The organism is Paenibacillus sp. SEL1 (genome assembly GCF_054602535.1).
Window position 1 is genome coordinate 2,446,527 of sequence record NZ_CM137723.1, and the last position, 19,436, is coordinate 2,465,962.

Sequence of the window (19,436 nt, forward strand, 5' to 3'; positions counted from 1 at the left end):
ATAAGTATCACGAGCTTTAATGTGTACGAACTTCCAGCCTGCGTGCAATCAGTGACATACTGTAATTGACAGCAAAGTACAGGAAAGCTGCGAACAGCAGGGCTGGAATGACAAAGGATTGATTTTGCCCACCGACAATCTGAATGTTATGCGTCAGCTCCGGCAAACTGATAATGACAGCCAGTGAGGTATCCTTGAATAGGGAAATGAACTGGCTGACAATCGGGGGCACCATGCGACGAAGCGCTTGGGGCAGAATGATATGCCATAAGGTTTGAGAGTAGCTTAGACCGGAGGAACGTGCGGCTTCCACCTGTCCTTTATGGACCGAATTCAGACCGCTGCGCACAATCTCGGCGATCATGGCTCCCTCGAAGATCGACAGGCCTGTAATGGCTGCCCACTTGAGGGAAATCGACAATCCGATGGATGGTAAAACCATACCGATGAAGAAAATAATGAGCAATAGTGGAAGATTGCGAATGAGATCAATGATAAAGGCTGCAACCTGTGAAATGACAGGTAAGCGAGTATAGCGCAGGATGCCGAATAAGATACCGAGAACGAAGCTGAACACGATAGAGTAAATAGCAACCTCCAGCGTGAGCAGGAAGCCCTCCAGTATAAAACGCACATTAGGCCACACAAACAATCCACCGAAATCCATACGGGCTTCCCTCCTTAGGATGTTTTGGACAGACGCCGTTCCATATATAGTACAAGAAAGCTAAGCGGAACCGTCAAGATAAGATACAACAGCGCCGTGATGGCGTAGACTGTGATGGGCAGGAAGGTATCCGAGTTAATGAGGTCCGAGTAATACATTAGGTCCAGTCCGGCCACAATAGCCAGCACGGAAGAGTTTTTGACCAGATTAATGAATTGGTTGCCGATCGCAGGCAGTACAATTTTGATGGCTTGCGGTAAAATAATGCTAATCATCGTCTGGTTGTAACTCAAACCGGAGGACCTTGCCGCTTCAAATTGCCCCTTGGGCACAGATTGAATGCCGGCACGTATGGCCTCAGCAATAAAGGAGGCCGTGTATACGGTCAATCCAAGCGTTCCAGATACGAATCCGTCCAAAGGGATGCCCAAAGTGGGAAGCCCGAGATAAAAAAACAGTACGACGATCAGCAATGGGATATTGCGGATGACCTCTACATAGACGGTACCGATCCAGTTCAGCCATTTAAAAGGCGCAATTCGGAGGATGGCAATAATAGCCCCTAGAATAAAGCTTCCGATCAAGGCAATGACACTAGCTTGAACGGTATGAAGCAAGCCTTCTCTGAAACGGTCGCTATGATCAAAAAGTACGTTGATATCAAAAGTAAGCATCTGTGAATGTACCTCCTTATCCAGACCTAAGAAAGGAAGGAGCTCGCAATCGCGGCTCCTTCACAAGAATACTATTCGGGTTTAACCCCAAGCCATTGCTCGTGGAGCTTATCGTATTCACCGTTGCTTTTCAGTTCCTTGATCGTATCATTAATGGCTTGCAGCAGTTCAGGCTGTCCCTTCTTCACTGCAATGCCGTAAGGTTCCTCTGTGAAGTTCCCGCCTACAAGAATATAATTCGGATCTTGCTTCTGCATGCCGAGCAGAATAGAGTTATCGGTAGTTAACGCTTCTCCTTTACCTGCTTTGAGGGCGTTGAAAGCATCCTGATAGTTTTCGAATTCCAATATCGTTGCTTCAGGAGCTTTTTCACGGATATTTTTGGCGGAAGTAGAGCCTTTCACGGCGAGCACCTTGGTTTTTGGGGTCAGAGATTCCAGCCCGGTGATGGGGCTCCCCTTTTTCACGAGCAGAGATTGCCCGGCGTTAAAATAGACGTCGCTGAAATCAACCTGTTTTTTACGTTCATCCGAAATGGTCATCGTCGCGATAATGGCGTCAATGTCCCCGTTTTGCAATAAGGTGATTCGTGTTTTGGACGTGACCTCTTTTAGTTCAAGTTTGGTTTCATCGCCAAAAATATGTTTGGCTACAGCCTTAGCGATGTCGATATCAAAGCCTTCTACTTTTCCGCTAGCCGGGTCTTTCAGTCCGAACAGCTTGGTATCGTATTTCACACCAACGACCAGTTTGCCACGCTGTTTGATCGCTTCCAGCCCGTTGGCTGCTGCCGGCTCATTCCCCGACGTTGCCGCTCCTTCTTTGCCTCCACAGCCTGCCAAGACGAGCAGACAAGATAAAGCTACCAGCACCAAAGTACTCCATTGAAATCTTTTTCTCATCAGAACATTCCCCTTTCGATTTACGCTACATTGGTAGTCTGTTTAATGATGAATCAGACGGCTCAGGAACAGGCGAGCCCGTTCTTCACCCGGATTCTGGAAAAATTCGGCAGGTTGGCTGTCTTCCAAAATCTGTCCTTTATCCATAAAAATCACGCGGTCCGCCACTTCACGTGCAAAGCCCATTTCATGAGTGACAATGACCATTGTGATGCCCTGATGGGCGAGCGAGCGCATAACATCCAGTACCTCTCCGATCGTTTCGGGATCAAGAGCTGAAGTAGGCTCGTCGAACAACATAATTTTTGGATTCATCGCGAGCCCACGGGCGATCGCGACCCGCTGCTGCTGTCCACCGGACAATTGGGAGGGGTAGCTCTGTGCCTTTTCTTCGATTCCGACGCGCTTTAGATAGGTGATGGCTGTTTGAGTAGCTTCTTCTTTCGAGATGCCCAGTACCTTCATAGGTGCCAGTACAATGTTTTCAATCACCTTTTTGTGTGGATACAGATTGAAATGTTGGAACACCATCCCGATGTTGCGGCGGAAGGCGTTAATATCAATCTTTTTGTCATGTACAGGGACCTCGTTAACGATCAGCTCCCCATCCGATATCGTTTCCAGACGATTGATGCAGCGAAGCAGGGTGCTTTTACCCGAGCCGGAGGGACCGATGATTACGACGACCTCGCCCTCCTTAATTTGAAGATTGACGTCTTTGAGTACATGGAAGTGACCGTAATGCTTGTTGACATTGCGAAACTGGATCAGAGAGCTCACCCCTTTTAGACTTGGATACATAGCTTAGTAGACGGATTGACATGATCAAGCTCTATTAGAATTTCAAAATTTCTCTCATGATACTATAAGCTTACAATAAAAAACAAGATTTTATGTCATGAAACTTTACGCATAGTATATTTTTGTATGTCCTTTTGCTTGTTAACTGCTATTTATATGATAAAATCAAATGAATATTCACAATTTAATGTTATTTAATTTGACATGGAATAATAGCGTTCGACATGCCAAGGGAGAAACGTGACAAAAGCAACGCTATGTTTTACAGTAGGGAAGAAGGAATTTAGGGTAAAGGAAGGTTAGACAATGACGAAAGCTATTTCACCGCTAGTAACGGCATTGGGCATGGAGCCCCATCCAGAAGGCGGCTGGTACAAAGAGATGTGGAAGGCCCATTTCCAAATTCCGAAGCCTGTACTGCCGGATGTGTATTCCGGTCCGCGCTTTGCAGCTTCGTCTACGTATTTCTTGCTGCATCCGGGCGAGTTCTCCGAGTGGCATGTGGTCCATTCTGATGAGCTGTGGTTATATCATAGCGGAAGCCCTGTAGAGTTGAAATTGGGTGGAAGCGGAGAAGAGCCTGGTGAAGAAACTGTGATTATCGTCGGTGCGGATGTGGAGGCAGGACAGCATCCACAAGCACTCGTCCCAGGAGCAGTATGGCAAACGGCACGTCCGCTTGGGGATGAGCCCGTGCTGGTAACCTGTGTGGTTGCACCAGGATTCCACTTTGATGATTTCAAGCTGATTGCCAAGAATCCAACTGAATCATGATGTGAGCATTGGCGGGTGTATTTCTGTAATGAACAGGAATGGCCCGCCTGATTTATTTTTACTCATAGAAATAGGTACTTTAAAATGGCTTTAGGTGCTTAGTTTGGCCTGAACAATGAGACGATGGGTGGGGTTGACGAGAGGGTCACATGTAATCAGCGTGAGCAGCTTTTGTTTTTTGAAGCTTTTTAGAACAGACACGTCCGTAGGATCAACCACCTTCAGGCTATAAACGCTATATACATATTGGTTACCCCGAGTGTTGACAACAATCTTATCCCCAATCTTCAATTCATTTAGACGATTAAATAAACGTCCAGAGGTACGGGCTCGATGAGCAGCAATGGCGGCATTCCCCACTTGTCCCAGCGTCCCCGTTTCCGGCATATGTACAGCCGCGTGTCTCATATTTATCCTCGTTGCGCCTTCCAATACAGGGAGCTTTAAAGCAATACGACTTATACTAATAGTGGCTATGGGAGTTTGTTCATTAGCGCTTGCCATGGGAGCAGGAGGTGGGGAAGTATTTTGTCGTGCTTCACTAACCGGAACTTTCGTAAGACGAGTGGACAAGCGAGCATAGCTGTCTGTAAGACTGGCGGTTCTAAGCGCATCGCTTTTTCCTGATGGTAGCTCGGCTGCTTTTAATAGCTTGCTTTGTTCCTGATCCTCATTCCATTCCGTCGCTTTAGGAAACAAAATAAAAAGTAAGCCTAACACAATAAATACGTAGGAAAGTTTACGCAGACGCAGCAATCTCGCCTCCCCTAAGCAAAGTACGGATCATACATACTTTTAAAAAAAATGCCCCATTCCAGGCTCATTCTAATCGGGAATGGAATGAGCCGGGAGATCAGGGCAGGTGATTAATTTTATTTTTTGTTTGTCCGTCTGAATTTCAAAAATACGCCCCATATAACCATCGCTATGCCTGTCAAATAGAACGGAACGGGGCTGCTTTCACCTGTTTGGGGTAATTGATGTACCGCAGGTGTATCCTCCGGCTCTTCAGGTTCTTTCCCCGGAACCTTGAGACGGATCTTAGGTTCGGGATCGTCTTTCGAATCCACCGGAGGAGGATCTTGATGAGGCATGACGGCTGGCAGTTCCGGCGGTATAGGCGCAGGTTCCTCCTGTGGAGGGACTATGTCCTCCGGAGACTTTGGCAATGACGGAGGGACGATTATAGGCGGAATATTGGGTATTTCCGGATCTTTGTCATGTTTTTTACCTGAGCCTCCGGACGGGGGTGAGGGGTTTGGATGAGTAGGCGTTCCTGGTCCTGAGGGATTCGTGGGGTCTGTTGGAGTTCCCGGGTCTACAGGTGGTTCAGGGTCGTTTTTCTTTTCTTTACGATTGGTGATCACAACCCTCTTTACGCCAGAGCTTTGTCGCAGTGTTGCGTCTATTTTGATCTCGAGCTTGCCCTCGGTAATTTTATAGCCCTCCGGTGCTGCCAATTCTTCCAAGATGTAATCGTCATGAAGCAAGGAAGAAAAGATGATTTTGCCTTCCTGATTGGTGGTCTGAATGAGAGGGGCTCTTTTTTGACCTTTATCATAGAGCGCAAACTGTGCGCCAGGCAGTACCTTGTCAGGCATATCCTGATCTACCTTGGTCAGCTCAAGACTTTCGGTCACACCCCCGCCAGAACCGGAGCCGGAAGACGTTCGTACGATGATTTCCTGGCTGGTTTCCCGCAGTTCTGTCGTCAAGCGATCCCCCTCAAAGGCAACCTTATTACTCACTTTGGCTTTGTCTTCAGCATGAATGAACGATTGGTATTCAAGTATAAAAGCAGTGGAAATATCCTTAGCAAAAGTAAGTTCAAACGTTTGCTGGCCTTGAGCATCTGTCTTGATATACAGCTTGTAATCTTGGTTTCTAATCAACTCGGTGCCCTTGGTGGTATTTCCGTTGGCAGCGATGATTGTAGAGTACAAATGAAAGGAATCCTCAATTAAGATTTGATTGCTGCTAGGCTGATCTATAATTTTAGCATTGGATACATGGGACTGTCCTTCATTGATGCGGATGCTCCAGTCAATCTTATTTCCATTTTGTGTACCGACTTTAGATACATATTCTCCGCCATGAGGTACCGTGACTTGCGCTGCCCATTCGGAGACAGTTTTTTGTCCATCCAGTAGAAGGGCTTGATTATGGATTTCCTTTTCAATCAGTTCTCCTTCCAATGAAGTTTGAAAGGTAATCCAGTAGGGAGTCTGTATCTTATTTTTGAACTGGATACGCAATTCATTACCATTTTGCTCGGAGGGAGGAATAATGGTGTATTGATCTGCTGGGATTTCAGCCCCTTTTTGTACGCCATCCCACCATCCCAGCAAGGTCATATCGTATACTTTTACGGAGGCGGGCAGTAACTTCTGACCTTGTAACAAGGGGTCTCTCACTTCCGCGTGATTCAGGATCTTGCGATTGTAGTTAGCTTTAATGTCCCAGGTAATGAGCTTGGAGGTCGCATTATAGCTTCCTTGCTTGGCACCGTTTCGTTGTGTCATAAAGTCCGGCCAGATCGGGCACTCCACTTCTTGCGATGATCTTTCTCCGTCTTCAAACTGGTATTCTATATGGGATTTATTACGAAACTCGGGCTTCGTTGTATCCGTTTTCCAGTCATTATTATAGGTAGTTGAATACTTGATTGTATAAGCCTTCTGAATGGCTTTATGAAAAATGAGCGTAAATCCTTGTTTATAGTCCTGTGATAGCGGAATCAGCTCGTAATCCGTGGGTGCACGTAGCTCCGTTGTTCCGTCAACACTTTGAATTTTCAGGGTGTCCGGTAACAAGGCCAAGCCCCCGTTTGGAAACACATCCTGAATGACAATATTTTTCATGATGTACAAGTCTGTATTGATGGTAATCACCCAAGGTATGATTTTGGTGTTGTAATTGGGTGTGTCATACATTTTAGTCATAACTCCGCTTATGATTTCCGTCGATACAATCTTCTGCGTTCCATCCGAGGTTATGATGTTTATAACTTTTCCATTATCATAGACACGGCCTCTGGCTTGAGTCTGGTATCGGATGGTATAGGCTGAATCTACGTCGAAGTTGAATTGAAGTTTGAAGCCGTTGCGGTCCGGATAATCAACTGGGATGACAGTATATGCCCACGATGGGAGCTCCTCCAGTGTGTTTCCCTTAAATACTTTCAAAGAACCGGGCAGCAATTCTTGAGTTTTATTGAAATGATCAATTAAAAGAGCTTTGGCTTCGGGAATTTTTGTCTCGCTGAAGTTATATCTTATGGCCCACGAGAGTGTTTGTGTGGCATGATCATATTTTTCAACCTTTTTGGACAAAAATTCACCACGTTCCACCTGAACAGTAGCGGTAGCAACAACGTTCTCTATCGCATCTCCTGAAAGCGTTGCTGTGTTGGAGAAACGAGTTTCATCGCCAATAATACGCGTGGAATATTGAATCTGATAGGCCGTGTTAATGCTATCGTCTTGAAAACGAATCACAAACCCTGTCCCGGCTTGATCTGCTTCAATGGCATATTCACTTGCATTCACTAGGTCTCGAACAACGGTCGAGCCGTCGATATTGACTTGTAGATGATAGAGCCGGATAGAGTCTCTTCTGAGTTCCAACCCTGAAGGAATTGGATCGGTGATGAGGGCATGCTTTACGGTGTTTAGCTGTTTGTTCACATCAATGGTCCAGTCGATCTGATTGGTGCCAGCTATTTTCCCTTGTTTGCTTAGGGTTGGCCCTGACTGGGGTTTTACATTCACGATGACCGTTTGTACCCCGCCTTTGATTGGAATCACAATGATGATCTCTGTACTGCCTTTCATCATCTCTTTCGTAAACTCGGTTTTGATTTGCAGTTTGCCGCTGACATTGGAATGATTCTCTACATATTGGTTAAAGGTCATGATCACCTTGCCCTGACGATCTACTGTGAAGTATCCCACGGTTCCGTCGGTAGTGACTAGTGGAGATGAGATATCAGTGTAGATGACAAACTGTTCTGGTAAATGAAAGGTGAAGGTGTCCCCTGACTTATAGGTATTGTCAGGAAGCTCCCATTCATAGCCTAGTTGGATGGCTGATCCGATGTCGAATTGGCTGTCTGGACTATATACCGCATCAATGACACGCCCTGCTTCGTCGGTCAGGCTCAACTTCGTTAATATGCTCTGCGGAGCTGCATCATGTTGAGACTTTGAACTGGTTGCTCCTTGAACGAAGGGAACCGTGTTTGAAGGAATCTCCCTAGGAGGTTCAAGGTTTGGGACAACGTATACAGCATCCGTAACGGTATGGTTAGGATCGGATACAGCACTCTGCGGCAGTTCTGGGGCTGGAGCATCTGCGTAAGCCAGCGTTGCGCTGAAAAAGCTTTGGACAATGAGCAATAAGGCAATGATCATTACATTTATTTTTGTTCTCATGCTCCAAGTGATTCTCCTATTCATCGTAATATGGCAATGCTTCGGCGGTTATGTTTTTTTCCTTCCCTCCTCCTAGTTCGAAATTAGTATATTCAGCATGCTAGGCTGACATGACTATCCCAATAGAAAAAAAGCCCTGATCATAGCGATCAGGGCTTTCTTCGAGAGAGGTAAAGCAATTTGTGATGGATCTATGTAAAAAAGACATAATAAAAAGCTCGTTCATCTGGTAGCTGGCTGCCATCTGGAAAGGAAGGCCCTATAGTTTTGCGTCACTGCCTTTCGACAGTTTTGCCATTAACTTGAATAGCTTGTGCGTCTATCATCTATCAAACTGATTTCATGTAACCTCTCATTTACAACTTGGAACGGTTCCCCCATTTTTTGCGGAAGGAATGAGGTGTTTCTCCTACATGCTCCTTGAATAGGTTAATAAAATGGCTCGTATTGGGAATCCCTACGTACCTTGCGATATCCACAATGGACATGTCACTGGTTTTAAGCCAGCTTTGAGCGGCTGTGATACGGACATTAATGAGATAATCAATCGGAGAGAAACCGATCTGCTTTTTGAAATTTTTAGCCAGATTAAACTTGTTTAATTCAAACATATCTGCCAGCGAGTCCAGTGTTATTCGCTCACAGTAGGACTGATCCAAATATCGCTGTACCCGACGTACTTCGCTCAGGGTTTCAGCATTCACACACGGATGATCATAGGGATGTTGCAAAATGCACGTTAGTATTTCACCAATGAGCCTGGACGTTAGTAGCTCAGCGGAAAGACTTCTGTCAGACTGCCCACAAATCAGAGCATGGAGCTTATCCAATATAATATGCGGATTATGCATGGAAATGACCGGTTTATTATGCTTGGCAAATTGTTCGTAAAAATTTTCAATCAGATTGCCATACAGGTACAGGCTGATAAACTCCCAGGATTCATGACCGGAGGTGCTGTATTGAACATATTCCTCGCAATTAACAAAGAACAAATCTTGAGGTTTTATGATATATTTCTTGCCCCGGTACAGTAATTCTCCCTTACCAGACAACGTAAAGACAAGCAAAAAAGAGGCAAGTTCTTTCCTTTCCATCATAAAAGCAGAAGTTTTTTGGAAGTAGCCTAATTCCTGGATATACAAAAGGGATTGCTTGGCAAAAGCGGAGGGAGTGCGTACAATAACGACCGGATCGCCATTCCAGAGGCCCACGTTGTTTTTTTGGTCTGTTGTCATATTCAATTCCTTTACAAAAAAGCAATTTTATCTAGCATATCTTGGTTTGAATTACCAATATATAATGACTGATTAAACATGATTCCCTATTTATAAAAGTTTATTTTATCACATCAAATATGTCTATATAGCAAAATATGTGTTTGAATTTTATGGGAGTATCACTTTTTATGGATATATAACCTGGTAATCCATATGAAAAAGTCGAATGCTGTTGAAAGAATCTGGGGTTATCATGGATTCAAATCCTTTCTGAGGTCAAATACCAACATGGTACTGAAAAAAGGTATCTTATGCCCATTCAACTTTCTTGTTCACTTCTCCTTTCGGTTTAAAAAAAATGGGACTTGGTTCTGATAAAATGGTTCGTAAGGCTTATTATTGAAAATAAGAGTTTGGGCCCAGTGCTGTGATTTTGTTCACAAACATGAATGTAAAAAAGAGAGATATATGCATAAAAAATTACGCAAAAAGTGCCCTTGCGCGTTTCATCTCAAGTGCTTTCAACTTTGGAAATGACACGGGCAATGATATGATGGGTAATACAGGTATAGTGCTTTACTTACTCGACAGTCAGTTTGGAGGATTACAGGATGGGAAAACCAAAAAATACGAAAACCGCAGCGGCTTGGTCGCTCGTTATTCTAGGGGCAGGCTTTGCAGCCACATTGCCCTTCCAGCAATATGGCTGGGCTCGTTTGTTAGCCGGAGCTTTTGAGGCAGGACTTGTAGGGGGACTGGCAGACTGGTTCGCTGTCACTGCTTTGTTCCGTCATCCGCTAGGCATTCCGATACCACATACCGCGCTGCTTCCTAAAAATAGGGACAAGCTCACGAATGCATTGGTAAGTACGGTGGAAAATAACCTGCTAAACAAAGACAGCATCGCGTCTAAAATTGCAGATATCCGTTTGGCCGATTTGGTGCTGGGAGGTGTGGAAAAAGGATTGCGCACGCCGGAGGCGGCGGCATCCATAGATGTTCTTGCCAAGCGGCTTGTCCAGTCACTCCCGCTCGCGGAATTGGCTCCGGTCATCGTGGCAGAGCTGAAGCGGCAGATGACTGACTTTGACGCCGGACCGCTGCTGGAGGCGCTTGCTCGTCAGACCAGCGAGAAGGGCTATGATCGCCGGGCACTGGATTACACGCTGAAGCAAGCCGAGTCCTGGATTTTGCGACCCGAAACGGGTTATACGCTGGGCACCTTAGGGATGCAGGCTGTCAGTGGTTTGCAGGTGAGCGGGCTGATGCAGTTTGCTTTGAACGCATTCCTCGGCTATCTGAACGAAGAGCGTATGGGTGAAATGATTCGTCATTTCCTGCTGGATCAGGTAGCAGAACTGCAAAGGGAAGAGCACCCGCGCCGTCAGGCTGTGCTGGATGGTCTGAGGACGCAGGTGACCCGATTGGCGACGAAAGATACGGTTCAGGAAGGGTTGAACGGCTGGAAGGATAGCCTTGTTGAAGCCTGGGAAGGCGATGCGTCAGTGCTGGGCAAAATGGAAGAACTGCGTATACGCTTATTGGACTACATGGAAGACGGAAGCTATGTGCAGACCTATATTTTACCGCTATTGGATCGGATGCTGACTGATTTAAGAGGGAATACCGAGCTGCTGGACAAGATCAATGTGCGAATTGTGGAAGGTATTACTGGACTGGTGGAAGCTAACCATAGTCGGATTGGTAACTTGGTGCGCGAAAATGTAGACAAGATGGATAACAAATCCCTGATTGCACTGATGGAGGACAAACTGGGACAGGATTTGCAGTGGATACGTATTAACGGCGCAGTTACAGGCTTCCTGATCGGCATTGTGCTGACAGGTATCCGTATGCTAATCCAATAGACCAGAAAAAGCTACAGATAGGGTTGTGGAAGCATGAGGCTTTGGCATGAACATTTAATCGACAAGTTACCCCGTCCGCAACTGCTGGGGCAACATCGTGAGTGCTGTGCCCTGCGTGGGAATGGGTGGGGCAAGCCACACGCCACCGTGAATTATGTGTTCGATTATCACCCCATGCTGCTGGTGCGCTATCATAGGCTCATTATGGACGAAATGAAAAGCAGAGGGTACAATGTTGATCCACTATGGGAACAGCCGTTGTATCGCGGTAAGCAGTGTGAGCCTTGGGAGGCGGAGCTGGGTGAGGAACTGGCAGGCGCGGGTGCATATGTGGAGCATGACGATGAGTATATGAAGGAGTGCCTGGATAACCTGGCTTCCAAGGGTATTTTAATAGAGATTGAAGTGACCTAAAAAGGCGGGCTGCGGTAGATTCATCATTCAGATGAAGTGCCGCAGCCCGCCTTTTTTGATGCTTCAGTGTTCAGTGTTTGGGGGAGAGACTCGGGATATTAGATTACAGAATCCAGCGGGTGACCTTTTCCAGTGGTTGTCTGGATTTTTCCCGCTTGGGTTCATGAGCGCGATAACCGAAGGCAGCAATGACTGAAATATCGAGCAGCCCGTTCTCTAACAGTCCTTCTTTCTCCAAAATGGCATGCACCTGATCGTAGTTAAAGCCTTCAATTGGACAGGAATCAATACCGATCTGAGCCGCTGCTGTCATCATATTGCCTAAGGCAATGTAGGTTTGCTTGGAAGCCCAGTCAAATAACGTACGTTCGTTTTCCAGTAAGCGTTGATTTTCACCCTGGAAAATCTTATAGCGGCCTGGTAGTGAGGCAAAGTCCTCCTCAGACATACCTTTAACCTCTTTATACATATACTCCACGTAAGGAGAATCATAACGAACATCCTTGCGTGCCAAAATCAGGACGACGTGGCTAGCCGCAGGAATCTGCTTTTGACCGCCGCTGGAAACTGCAGCCAGCTTTTCTCTCAATGCCTGATTTTGTACAACTACAAACTGCCATGGTTCAAAACCGACGGAGCTTGGAGAAAGTCGTCCGGTTTCGAGAATGAACTGAAAATCCTCTTCCGGTATGATGCGATTGGGATCGAATTCTTTCGTGGCGTGCCTGAACAGAAAGGCGTCCAGAATTTCCTGTTTTTTAGCTGATGTATTAGACATAAAATGTACTCCTTTGGGTATGGGTTTAGTTGGTACTCTATGGGTTTTCTGCTACTATAATGAGAGCTGATATCGAATATATAGTTATCATATAGAAAGTTTTTGCAGGGAACAAGTACGCACATATTTGTTCCTTGTCATGCGTCGGGGGCTATTGGTTTACACATTCTACAGAAAGAAGGGGTATACATGGCACAGGAGATGGAACATGCAGTTAGCGTTAATTTTGGATGTCCGGTAGCGAAAACCGTCGGGGTTATAGGCGGCAAATGGAAGGGAGTCATCTTGTATCATTTGACCACAGGACCGCGGCGCTATAACGAAATTCGACGGACCTTGCCTAATATTACACAGCGGATGCTAACCTTGCAGTTGCGCGAATTGGAGAGAGATGGCATTGTGCACCGTGAAATTTATAATGAGAACCCACCGCGTGTGGAATACTCGCTTACCCCGTTAGGAGATACGTTAAGGCCGTTGCTGGATTTTATGAGAGACTGGGGGATCTTCTATGGAGAACAGGGTTGCGAGCCTGTGACGACAACTTCCAAATCAGGCAAGCACTTTTGTTAAAGGGAATGAAGAAAGCCCGCCAAATGATTTCATAGAAGACGCATAAGAAATCATTAGCGGGCGGAATAAGGTCAGGGAGATAAAATGTACACTTATTTAAACTCGATGGCTTCGTTCATCTGTGCCCAGGCTGTTTCTCCAATGATGCCCAAGCGCCATATAGCGATTCCTTTGAGGTCATAACGTTTGGCTAAACCGATCTTGGCGTTAACGGTGCTGTCTTTTTCGCTACCCATCGAAATCCCCAAAATGAGCTTGTCCCGCGAGGTTTCCTTCAAGGCCAGTTGTATGGCTTCATCCACTTTTTCCAAAGGCTCAGGCGTAGCCTTCTGTCCGTAATCATAGGCCATGATGATCAGATCGTCCGCCAGATTGCCCAGCGTTTTGTAGTCATAGCCAGAGTAAGAGCTGTTCAGCGGATGCAGAACGACGGTGAGCTTGAGTCCAGCCTGATGCGCTTTGGCCGATAGCTTTTTAATAAAGGCGTTGTAGTCTGAACGCGCTTTGGCTTTATCGCCGCTCCAGCCCAATCCTTCCAGGTCTAGCGTAATGCCTTTAAATTGTTTGTCGGTGGCGGTGCTGACGATTTGGGAAATGGTCTGTTCTTGAAGCTGCGCATTTTCCAAAATCTTGGTCAGCTCGTGATTGCCATCTCCGGAATAGACCATCAGGTAAGGGGAAGTCCCCTGGCTGTCTGCCTCCTGCACAATGGACTCCGGCGTTACGGTTCCAGCGGCTTGAGGCCATTTGTATTCCTTGCCGTTTGTCGTAAATTGTCCGTTCGTATCAATTCGACTCCAGCCGAAGGCAACTGCGTTAAAATCCGGTATTTTGGATTTTTGGTCAAAGGAAGACAGCGCATAGAAGCCTACTGTATACATAGCTTCACGTGGCGATGTAATGGAGACCGTCCGTGTTCCCTGGTTCCAGTTCACCGTGGCTCCAAACTGCTGCCCGAAAAAGCCCAGCGGAATCATGGTGCTACCGTGCACGGTTTGCGGAGCGGCTGTTAGTTGAACCGTTTGTCCGTCCACTGTGGCATTGCGGCTACCCATCTTTAGAACCACCTGCTTGGTAGCAGAGCCTTGCGCTTTGGTAGCGGTGATGCTTTGGCTGGCTTGATCCCATTTCACTGTAATGCCAAGCGCCTCAGAAATAGCGCGAAAGGGAACCATGGTCGTGCCGTTCATCATGGCAGGTTGTACGGGGAACGGTAATGGATATCCGTCCAGCATAATGCTGATCTTGCTGGCCTCGGCTTGTGCCAAGGGGCTATAGATACCGACTGTGGTACTCAGAAAAATAGCACTAGATAACAGAGCCTTATTTACGATTTTCATCCTATGATCTCCTATGCTCAATAGATTGCAATGCTATCATGTTAGAATCGTGAGGGTTCTACCTATTTTACCAAAAAAATGATAGAAAGGTGAATGTGAAATAATAGGATGAGATGAATCTAAGTATGTATTTAAGCTGAATATTATCGTTTTCTTTCATACCAAAAAAGCTGACCCCTTTTAATAGGTGTCAGCTTTTCTTTTTAAAACGGTCTTAACCTTTATCCGTAACCCAGATTACTTGCGGCGCTTGAGTGCAATGCCGACAGCTGCGGCACCAAGAACGACTGCAATGATCGAGAGGACGAGTGCTGTCGTTTGTGCAGCAGAGCTGGCTGGAGCAGAAGCGGCAGGTGTAGCTTCTACAGCATTGTTCGAAGCAGGTGCGGGGCTGCTGCTATCTTTAGCCGCATCTGTGCTCGTATGGCCTGCTGCCGTGCCCGCTGAATCGTGTCCGCTGTCTGCGGCAGGGGCAGGAGTTGCTGACGTGGCATCCGCCGTGATTTCAGTAATGGAATGTGGATTATTACTTCCTTCGTCACCTGTCCATTCCACGATACTTCCGTCACTGTAATATTGGAAGGCGTCCCAGGGTGCTGCGGTATTTTGGTCTGCATTTTGCGCTACAAAGCTGAAACGCTGATACTGACCCGCTTGAATGCCGTCTTTTTCAGTCGTCCAGGTCACGGTGGTTACTTTGCCAGAGCTGTCTTTTTCGGTGGCTACTTTCCAATCCGGTACAGGCTCGTATTGTTTGAAAACGACCTCTTTCGGAATTTTCAAGGCGACTTTGGTGGTTGGAATGTTTTTTTCCACGGGTACTTTCAATGTGTACGTTTCCCACGCATTAGGTTGTGAAACAGAAGGCTTGACTGTCACATGTGCACTGGCCATACCTGCAAAAAGTAAGGCACCCGCCGCAATTAGACCCATAGAGGTCGCAAACCTGGAAAATCTGGATTTTGCTGTTTGAATCGTTGTATTCATAATCAATTCGCTCCTTTTAAACATAAAATAATTATTTTTTACCGCCTACATGCAGGGTGAAATCAGCATCAACCGCATCGAGTGATGCCGTCAGAGCATGTACTTTTACCGCCCATGTTCCTTCGGAGGTCATCAATTCCTGACTGTGGAATGGCTGTTGCTGCTTTACGGGCAGAACAAATTCCTGTTGATCTTGGTCAGGGTCTGCTGGAGTGAGCGTTAATGTAACCTGCTGGATTCCCGAAACGGCAGCACCTTTGCTATCCTGAACGGATACCTTGAATTCATTACTGCCCACTGCATTGGGACTGACTGACAGCGTAACGTTGTATCCGCCCGTAGTGCGAGTCTCCTCAAACGGAACAGCAGGTGCCTGGCCGGGTGACAGGTGAGTGAGCACCGCAGTCAACAGCATCACGAGCAGGCCGACGGACACCTCGGCACGCAATCCCCGGGCGGCTTGCTTGCTGGGCGCCGCTTGCCTTGCGCTGCGGAACTGGCTGGCCGCAAAGGCCAGCATGACTAGCAGCAGCGCTGCCTTGCCGAGCAGAACGAGTCCATAGGACGTGTTCAGCAGCATGGAGGGAGCCGGAATGTACAGCACGGCTCCATATATACCGGTGGCAAGTAGCGCTGCCACCATAGCAATGCCCCAGCCGGCAAAGCGGCGCAGGGCGGCTTGCCGCAGAGTTGCCCGCTCGGATACGGGCAACTCCGCTCCGGCAACAGGCAGGCACACGACCATGACGGCAAGTGAGCCGATCCAAAAAGCTGCTGCTGCGAGATGGACAAAGTCCGCCGCAATGGCCGGAGCTGGGTGGGTAGCCGCTGCCGGATGACCGACAAAGGCTTTGGACAGCATGAGGCATAGCGTTAGGAGAGCTGAGCTGTAGCCCCAAAGACGGCGCTGGCGATCCGAAATGCTGTAATCCAGCGCGTAAATCAGCGTTACGCTTAGGAGCAGCACGAGAATCATCTGGATAAACCAAATTTGCCCGGCTCCAGTAAACTGGAGAGCTTCTCCCAGAATCGGGAGTGAGAAGCCCTCCCTGATGGAAACCCCGGCATCCCATGAAGCCTGAAGTGGCAGGCTGATCAGAATGGCGGCAGACGTTATGCCGTAGCCGCTCCATAGCAGCTTAGTCCAGCGGGGCAATGTGTCAAAGGGCCGCTGATTTTGCTGATGCTGTTCACTTCGATTCTTGTCTTGGCTTATGCTCGGTAAGATGAACAGCCGGAAACAAATCGCTCCAAAAAGCAGCGATAGTCCTATGTAAAGAAACCAACGGACAGCGATTAAGTCGATTCGTGATGTCCCTGAGCTTTCAGGTGCGATAGCTTGATGAGTAGGCGCATTGGAACCGCTACCTACTTGAAATGGAATGACTCCATTAACCGGATGTCCGTCTGCGGATAAAGCTCTCCAATTGACGGAGTAAATGCCATTTTTCACCTCTGGAATCAATTGGATTTCCATGGTGGCTTTGTGATTCGGGTTGAGCTGTGCTTTTCCTGTGTCGACCCGCTTGCCTGTTTCGTCGGTCACTTTGATCGACATGAAGGCAGATTGCAAATCTTCATTGAAGGTGATGGTCACCTGAGAAGGCGACTTGTCCAAAACCTGATTTTCGGTCGGACTGGATTCAATGATAAATGCATGAGCCAACGAAGAGTGAGGAAACAGGATTAGAAGGGGGAGACACAGCAATAAAAGACAAGCCACACGGGCTGGTCTGGACAGGTACAACATGCCTGTGAAGTCACCTTCTCTCGATTACTTGAAGCGAGGATATCCCCATTTGTAACATTTTATACGGACAAACCCATTCCTATCTTAATCATAGTGCATATAGCGTGAATAGATGGAGCGAATTATGACATTTATATGAAATTTGAAATAATAAGCACTATGCAAAATGCCAATCATATGAAAACCCCTAGCGTGGTTGAATTCAGGACGATTTCAACCACGCTAGGGGCAAAGAAGAAGAACCTATGAAGAAATTAGAGCCCTGTTTCCATGAAATCCGTGAAAGCAGGTTGCTTATGTTGAATATAATGGATAAAAATAGCCGTTAGTTCGGGATCGAATTGGCTACCCGAGCAAGCATGTAGTTCTTCAATGGCCTCCTCGAACGTTTTGGTGGGTTGATAGGGGCGCTCAGTTGTCATCGCATCAAAAGAGTCGATGATCGTCAGCATCCGACATAAACGTGGAATTTGCTCGCCCTTAAAGCCAAACGGATAGCCTCCTCCGTCATAACGTTCATGATGCAGCTCCACAAAAGGAACCAAATCTATGAATCGTTCGTTGGCTTCGACAATTCGTTTGCCCCACATGACATGCGCTTGCACCATCTGCCATTCCTCACCAGACAGCTTCTCTTTTTTATTGAGGATATTCCAGGGAATCTCCAGTTTACCAATGTCATGAATGAGGGCACCTAGTATGAGGCGCCGCTTATCCTCTGGTCCGAGCTGAAGCACATCGCTCATGTCTGCTGCATATCTGAATACCCGTTTGGAATGCTTGAAAGTGTTAATATCCTTGTACAAGAACAAATTAAGCTGCTGTTCAAGATCACGAATATCCTGCCCCAGATCGACCTCGTGCTCCACTTCATTTAAACTTCCGTGCGTATGAACGATGTTTTTTCCCTGTTTCTTGGCGTAGTACAGGGCTTTATCCGCCAGATCGACCAGCTGTGATTTGTCGTAGATGTCAATGCGACTTTGTGCAATGCCTGCGGAGAAGGACAGACAGCCGTGCGGAAAAATTTCAACACCCTCGTAACGAGAATCATTCAATCTTTTTCGAATAGCATTAACTATTTCGTATGCTTGTTCAGCGGTATGATCGGGCATCAGCAGAGTGAATTCTTCTCCACCATAGCGGGATACGGTGATGTGGGTGCCGGAGGTCTCCTTTTTAAGAAATTCACCGAGAAATCCCAGTAGCTGATCGCCTTTGAGGTGACCGAAATGATCATTGTATTTTTTGAAATCATCTATATCAATCAGAGCCAGACTGAGAGGAGTATTCTCGGATCTGGATATATTTAATTCAGCCTCAAGTGTATTTTCAAAGTAGCTGTGATTGTATAGCCCTGTTCTGCGATCCATGTTCGCTTTTTCTTCGATTTCCCGATACAGTGTGAACATTTGCTTGAATGCGTGAGACAGGAGCATACTTAGCCCAAGGAACAGCAAAAGTCCTAAAATGCCATTGTCATAAATCAGTGTAGTCAATACCAAAGACAGAATGAGTGTACATAAGTATACGAGCAGAGATTCAGCCAAAAAAGCCTGTTTAAGCTCATTGAAGGACCCTTTGTATGCGATATAAAAGTAGATGCCCAGTGTGATGGTGTTCACCGCAAAGTAGCAAATCAACGCCAGCAGGTAGGAAGCGAAATGATCTTGGTTTAAAGCCCCCTGCGTTCCGCCGCTTAGTTCAAATACTGTTGAAGACAGGGAAATGGAAAGGGCGTAAATGGAAAAATTGACGGTATGTTTCCACCAGGACAACTCTGTGTGCCGGAACATAGCGATGATTACATTTAACAGCAAAATTAGAATAGCAATTTCGGTGCCATGCACAAAAATACAAGCCAGATACACGGAGGAATCCATGGACTGTTTGTTACTGGCCGGTGGTAGCTGGAATGTAAAATGCTCCAGAATCAGAACGGCTCCCAACAGGGAATAGATCGTGACCCACTCTGTTGTCGTATAGTGCAAAAAGGACCATTCGTTCGTATACAAGAGGACGATCATGCCTACCATACATATGCAAAACACGTATATTCCCGTCGTGGTAACCCGTTCTTGCAGCTTTTTTATTATACTCATCATTTCTTCTCCTGCCTTGTCGTATCTTGATGTCAAAGCTACCAGGGGTGAATGGGATAATTTACAATTTTGTAATCGGAAATTTCACATGAAAAAACAGGCCGGAATCCAGCCTGTTTTGTTGAGCCTGTGCTTCCTTTTTTTCTTATCGGT

General features: G+C 46.6%; 16 protein-coding genes and 1 riboswitch. Of the genes, 4 read left to right on the forward strand and 12 right to left on the reverse strand.

Annotated elements, in window-relative coordinates; genetic code table 11:
- Window positions 1-16 precede the first annotated feature (16 nt).
- The 4 genes from ACYCSE_RS11225 to ACYCSE_RS11240 all read right to left on the reverse strand — a co-directional run bounded on the left by ACYCSE_RS11225 (window position 17) and on the right by ACYCSE_RS11240 (window position 3,023).
- Window positions 17-667 (reverse strand): amino acid ABC transporter permease, encoded by a 651-nt coding sequence (locus tag ACYCSE_RS11225; protein ID WP_039270255.1) that lies wholly within the window; start codon window positions 665-667, stop codon window positions 17-19.
- Between the two features lie 14 nt (window positions 668-681).
- Window positions 682-1,341 carry an amino acid ABC transporter permease gene (locus ACYCSE_RS11230; RefSeq protein WP_023986681.1) on the reverse strand — a complete coding sequence of 220 codons (660 nt, stop codon included), beginning with the start codon at window positions 1,339-1,341 and terminating at the stop codon, window positions 682-684.
- A 71-nt stretch (window positions 1,342-1,412) separates the two neighbouring features.
- A complete protein-coding gene (locus tag ACYCSE_RS11235; RefSeq protein WP_061831943.1) occupies window positions 1,413-2,243 on the reverse strand; it encodes a transporter substrate-binding domain-containing protein in 831 nt (276 codons plus the stop codon).
- Between the two features lie 42 nt (window positions 2,244-2,285).
- On the reverse strand, window positions 2,286-3,023 hold the full coding sequence (locus tag ACYCSE_RS11240) for an amino acid ABC transporter ATP-binding protein (protein WP_459702261.1): 738 nt from the start codon (window positions 3,021-3,023) through the stop codon (window positions 2,286-2,288).
- A gap of 327 nt (window positions 3,024-3,350) precedes the next feature.
- On the opposite strand from ACYCSE_RS11240, the gene ACYCSE_RS11245 reads away from it, so the two are divergent.
- Window positions 3,351-3,818: a cupin domain-containing protein gene (locus tag ACYCSE_RS11245; RefSeq protein WP_013308442.1), complete on the forward strand. Its 468-nt coding sequence runs from the start codon at window positions 3,351-3,353 to the stop codon at window positions 3,816-3,818.
- Between the two features lie 90 nt (window positions 3,819-3,908).
- On the opposite strand, the gene ACYCSE_RS11250 is transcribed toward ACYCSE_RS11245, so the two are convergent.
- The 3 genes from ACYCSE_RS11250 to ACYCSE_RS11260 form a co-directional block, all read right to left on the reverse strand.
- The gene (locus ACYCSE_RS11250) at window positions 3,909-4,574 is read right to left on the reverse strand and encodes a class D sortase (protein ID WP_341162465.1); all 666 of its coding nucleotides are present in this window, start codon (window positions 4,572-4,574) and stop codon (window positions 3,909-3,911) included.
- 116 nt (window positions 4,575-4,690) lie between these two features.
- The gene (locus ACYCSE_RS11255) at window positions 4,691-8,251 is read right to left on the reverse strand and encodes a collagen binding domain-containing protein (protein WP_459702262.1); all 3,561 of its coding nucleotides are present in this window, start codon (window positions 8,249-8,251) and stop codon (window positions 4,691-4,693) included.
- Between the two features lie 225 nt (window positions 8,252-8,476).
- Window positions 8,477-8,557, reverse strand: a riboswitch (cyclic di-GMP riboswitch).
- Between the two features lie 50 nt (window positions 8,558-8,607).
- Window positions 8,608-9,489 (reverse strand): AraC family transcriptional regulator, encoded by an 882-nt coding sequence (locus ACYCSE_RS11260; protein ID WP_459702263.1) that lies wholly within the window; start codon window positions 9,487-9,489, stop codon window positions 8,608-8,610.
- A 593-nt stretch (window positions 9,490-10,082) separates the two neighbouring features.
- Here ACYCSE_RS11260 and ACYCSE_RS11265 point away from each other — a divergent pair.
- Both ACYCSE_RS11265 and ACYCSE_RS11270 read left to right on the forward strand, forming a co-directional pair.
- The gene (locus ACYCSE_RS11265) at window positions 10,083-11,339 is read left to right on the forward strand and encodes a DUF445 domain-containing protein (protein WP_459702264.1); all 1,257 of its coding nucleotides are present in this window, start codon (window positions 10,083-10,085) and stop codon (window positions 11,337-11,339) included.
- 33 nt (window positions 11,340-11,372) lie between these two features.
- Window positions 11,373-11,753 (forward strand): TIGR02328 family protein, encoded by a 381-nt coding sequence (locus ACYCSE_RS11270; RefSeq protein ID WP_029514679.1) that lies wholly within the window; start codon window positions 11,373-11,375, stop codon window positions 11,751-11,753.
- 103 nt (window positions 11,754-11,856) lie between these two features.
- On the opposite strand, the gene ACYCSE_RS11275 is transcribed toward ACYCSE_RS11270, so the two are convergent.
- Window positions 11,857-12,531 carry an NAD(P)H-dependent oxidoreductase gene (locus ACYCSE_RS11275; protein WP_459702265.1) on the reverse strand — a complete coding sequence of 225 codons (675 nt, stop codon included), beginning with the start codon at window positions 12,529-12,531 and terminating at the stop codon, window positions 11,857-11,859.
- Between the two features lie 189 nt (window positions 12,532-12,720).
- On the opposite strand from ACYCSE_RS11275, the gene ACYCSE_RS11280 reads away from it, so the two are divergent.
- Window positions 12,721-13,104 carry a winged helix-turn-helix transcriptional regulator gene (locus tag ACYCSE_RS11280; protein WP_023986690.1) on the forward strand — a complete coding sequence of 128 codons (384 nt, stop codon included), beginning with the start codon at window positions 12,721-12,723 and terminating at the stop codon, window positions 13,102-13,104.
- A 92-nt stretch (window positions 13,105-13,196) separates the two neighbouring features.
- Here the strand turns inward: ACYCSE_RS11280 and ACYCSE_RS11285 are convergent, their stop codons facing one another.
- The 4 genes from ACYCSE_RS11285 to ACYCSE_RS11300 all read right to left on the reverse strand — a co-directional run bounded on the left by ACYCSE_RS11285 (window position 13,197) and on the right by ACYCSE_RS11300 (window position 19,286).
- Window positions 13,197-14,444 (reverse strand): stalk domain-containing protein, encoded by a 1,248-nt coding sequence (locus tag ACYCSE_RS11285; protein ID WP_459702266.1) that lies wholly within the window; start codon window positions 14,442-14,444, stop codon window positions 13,197-13,199.
- Window positions 14,445-14,681: 237 nt separating this feature from the next.
- Window positions 14,682-15,431, reverse strand: a complete 750-nt coding sequence (locus tag ACYCSE_RS11290) for a YcnI family copper-binding membrane protein (protein ID WP_165178786.1) — start codon at window positions 15,429-15,431, stop codon at window positions 14,682-14,684.
- A gap of 31 nt (window positions 15,432-15,462) precedes the next feature.
- Complete coding sequence (locus tag ACYCSE_RS11295; RefSeq protein WP_459702267.1) at window positions 15,463-17,181, reverse strand: copper resistance CopC/CopD family protein; 1,719 nt, start codon at window positions 17,179-17,181, stop codon at window positions 15,463-15,465.
- 254 nt (window positions 17,182-17,435) lie between these two features.
- Window positions 17,436-19,286: a bifunctional diguanylate cyclase/phosphohydrolase gene (locus ACYCSE_RS11300; RefSeq protein ID WP_459702268.1), complete on the reverse strand. Its 1,851-nt coding sequence runs from the start codon at window positions 19,284-19,286 to the stop codon at window positions 17,436-17,438.
- Window positions 19,287-19,436 lie beyond the last annotated feature (150 nt).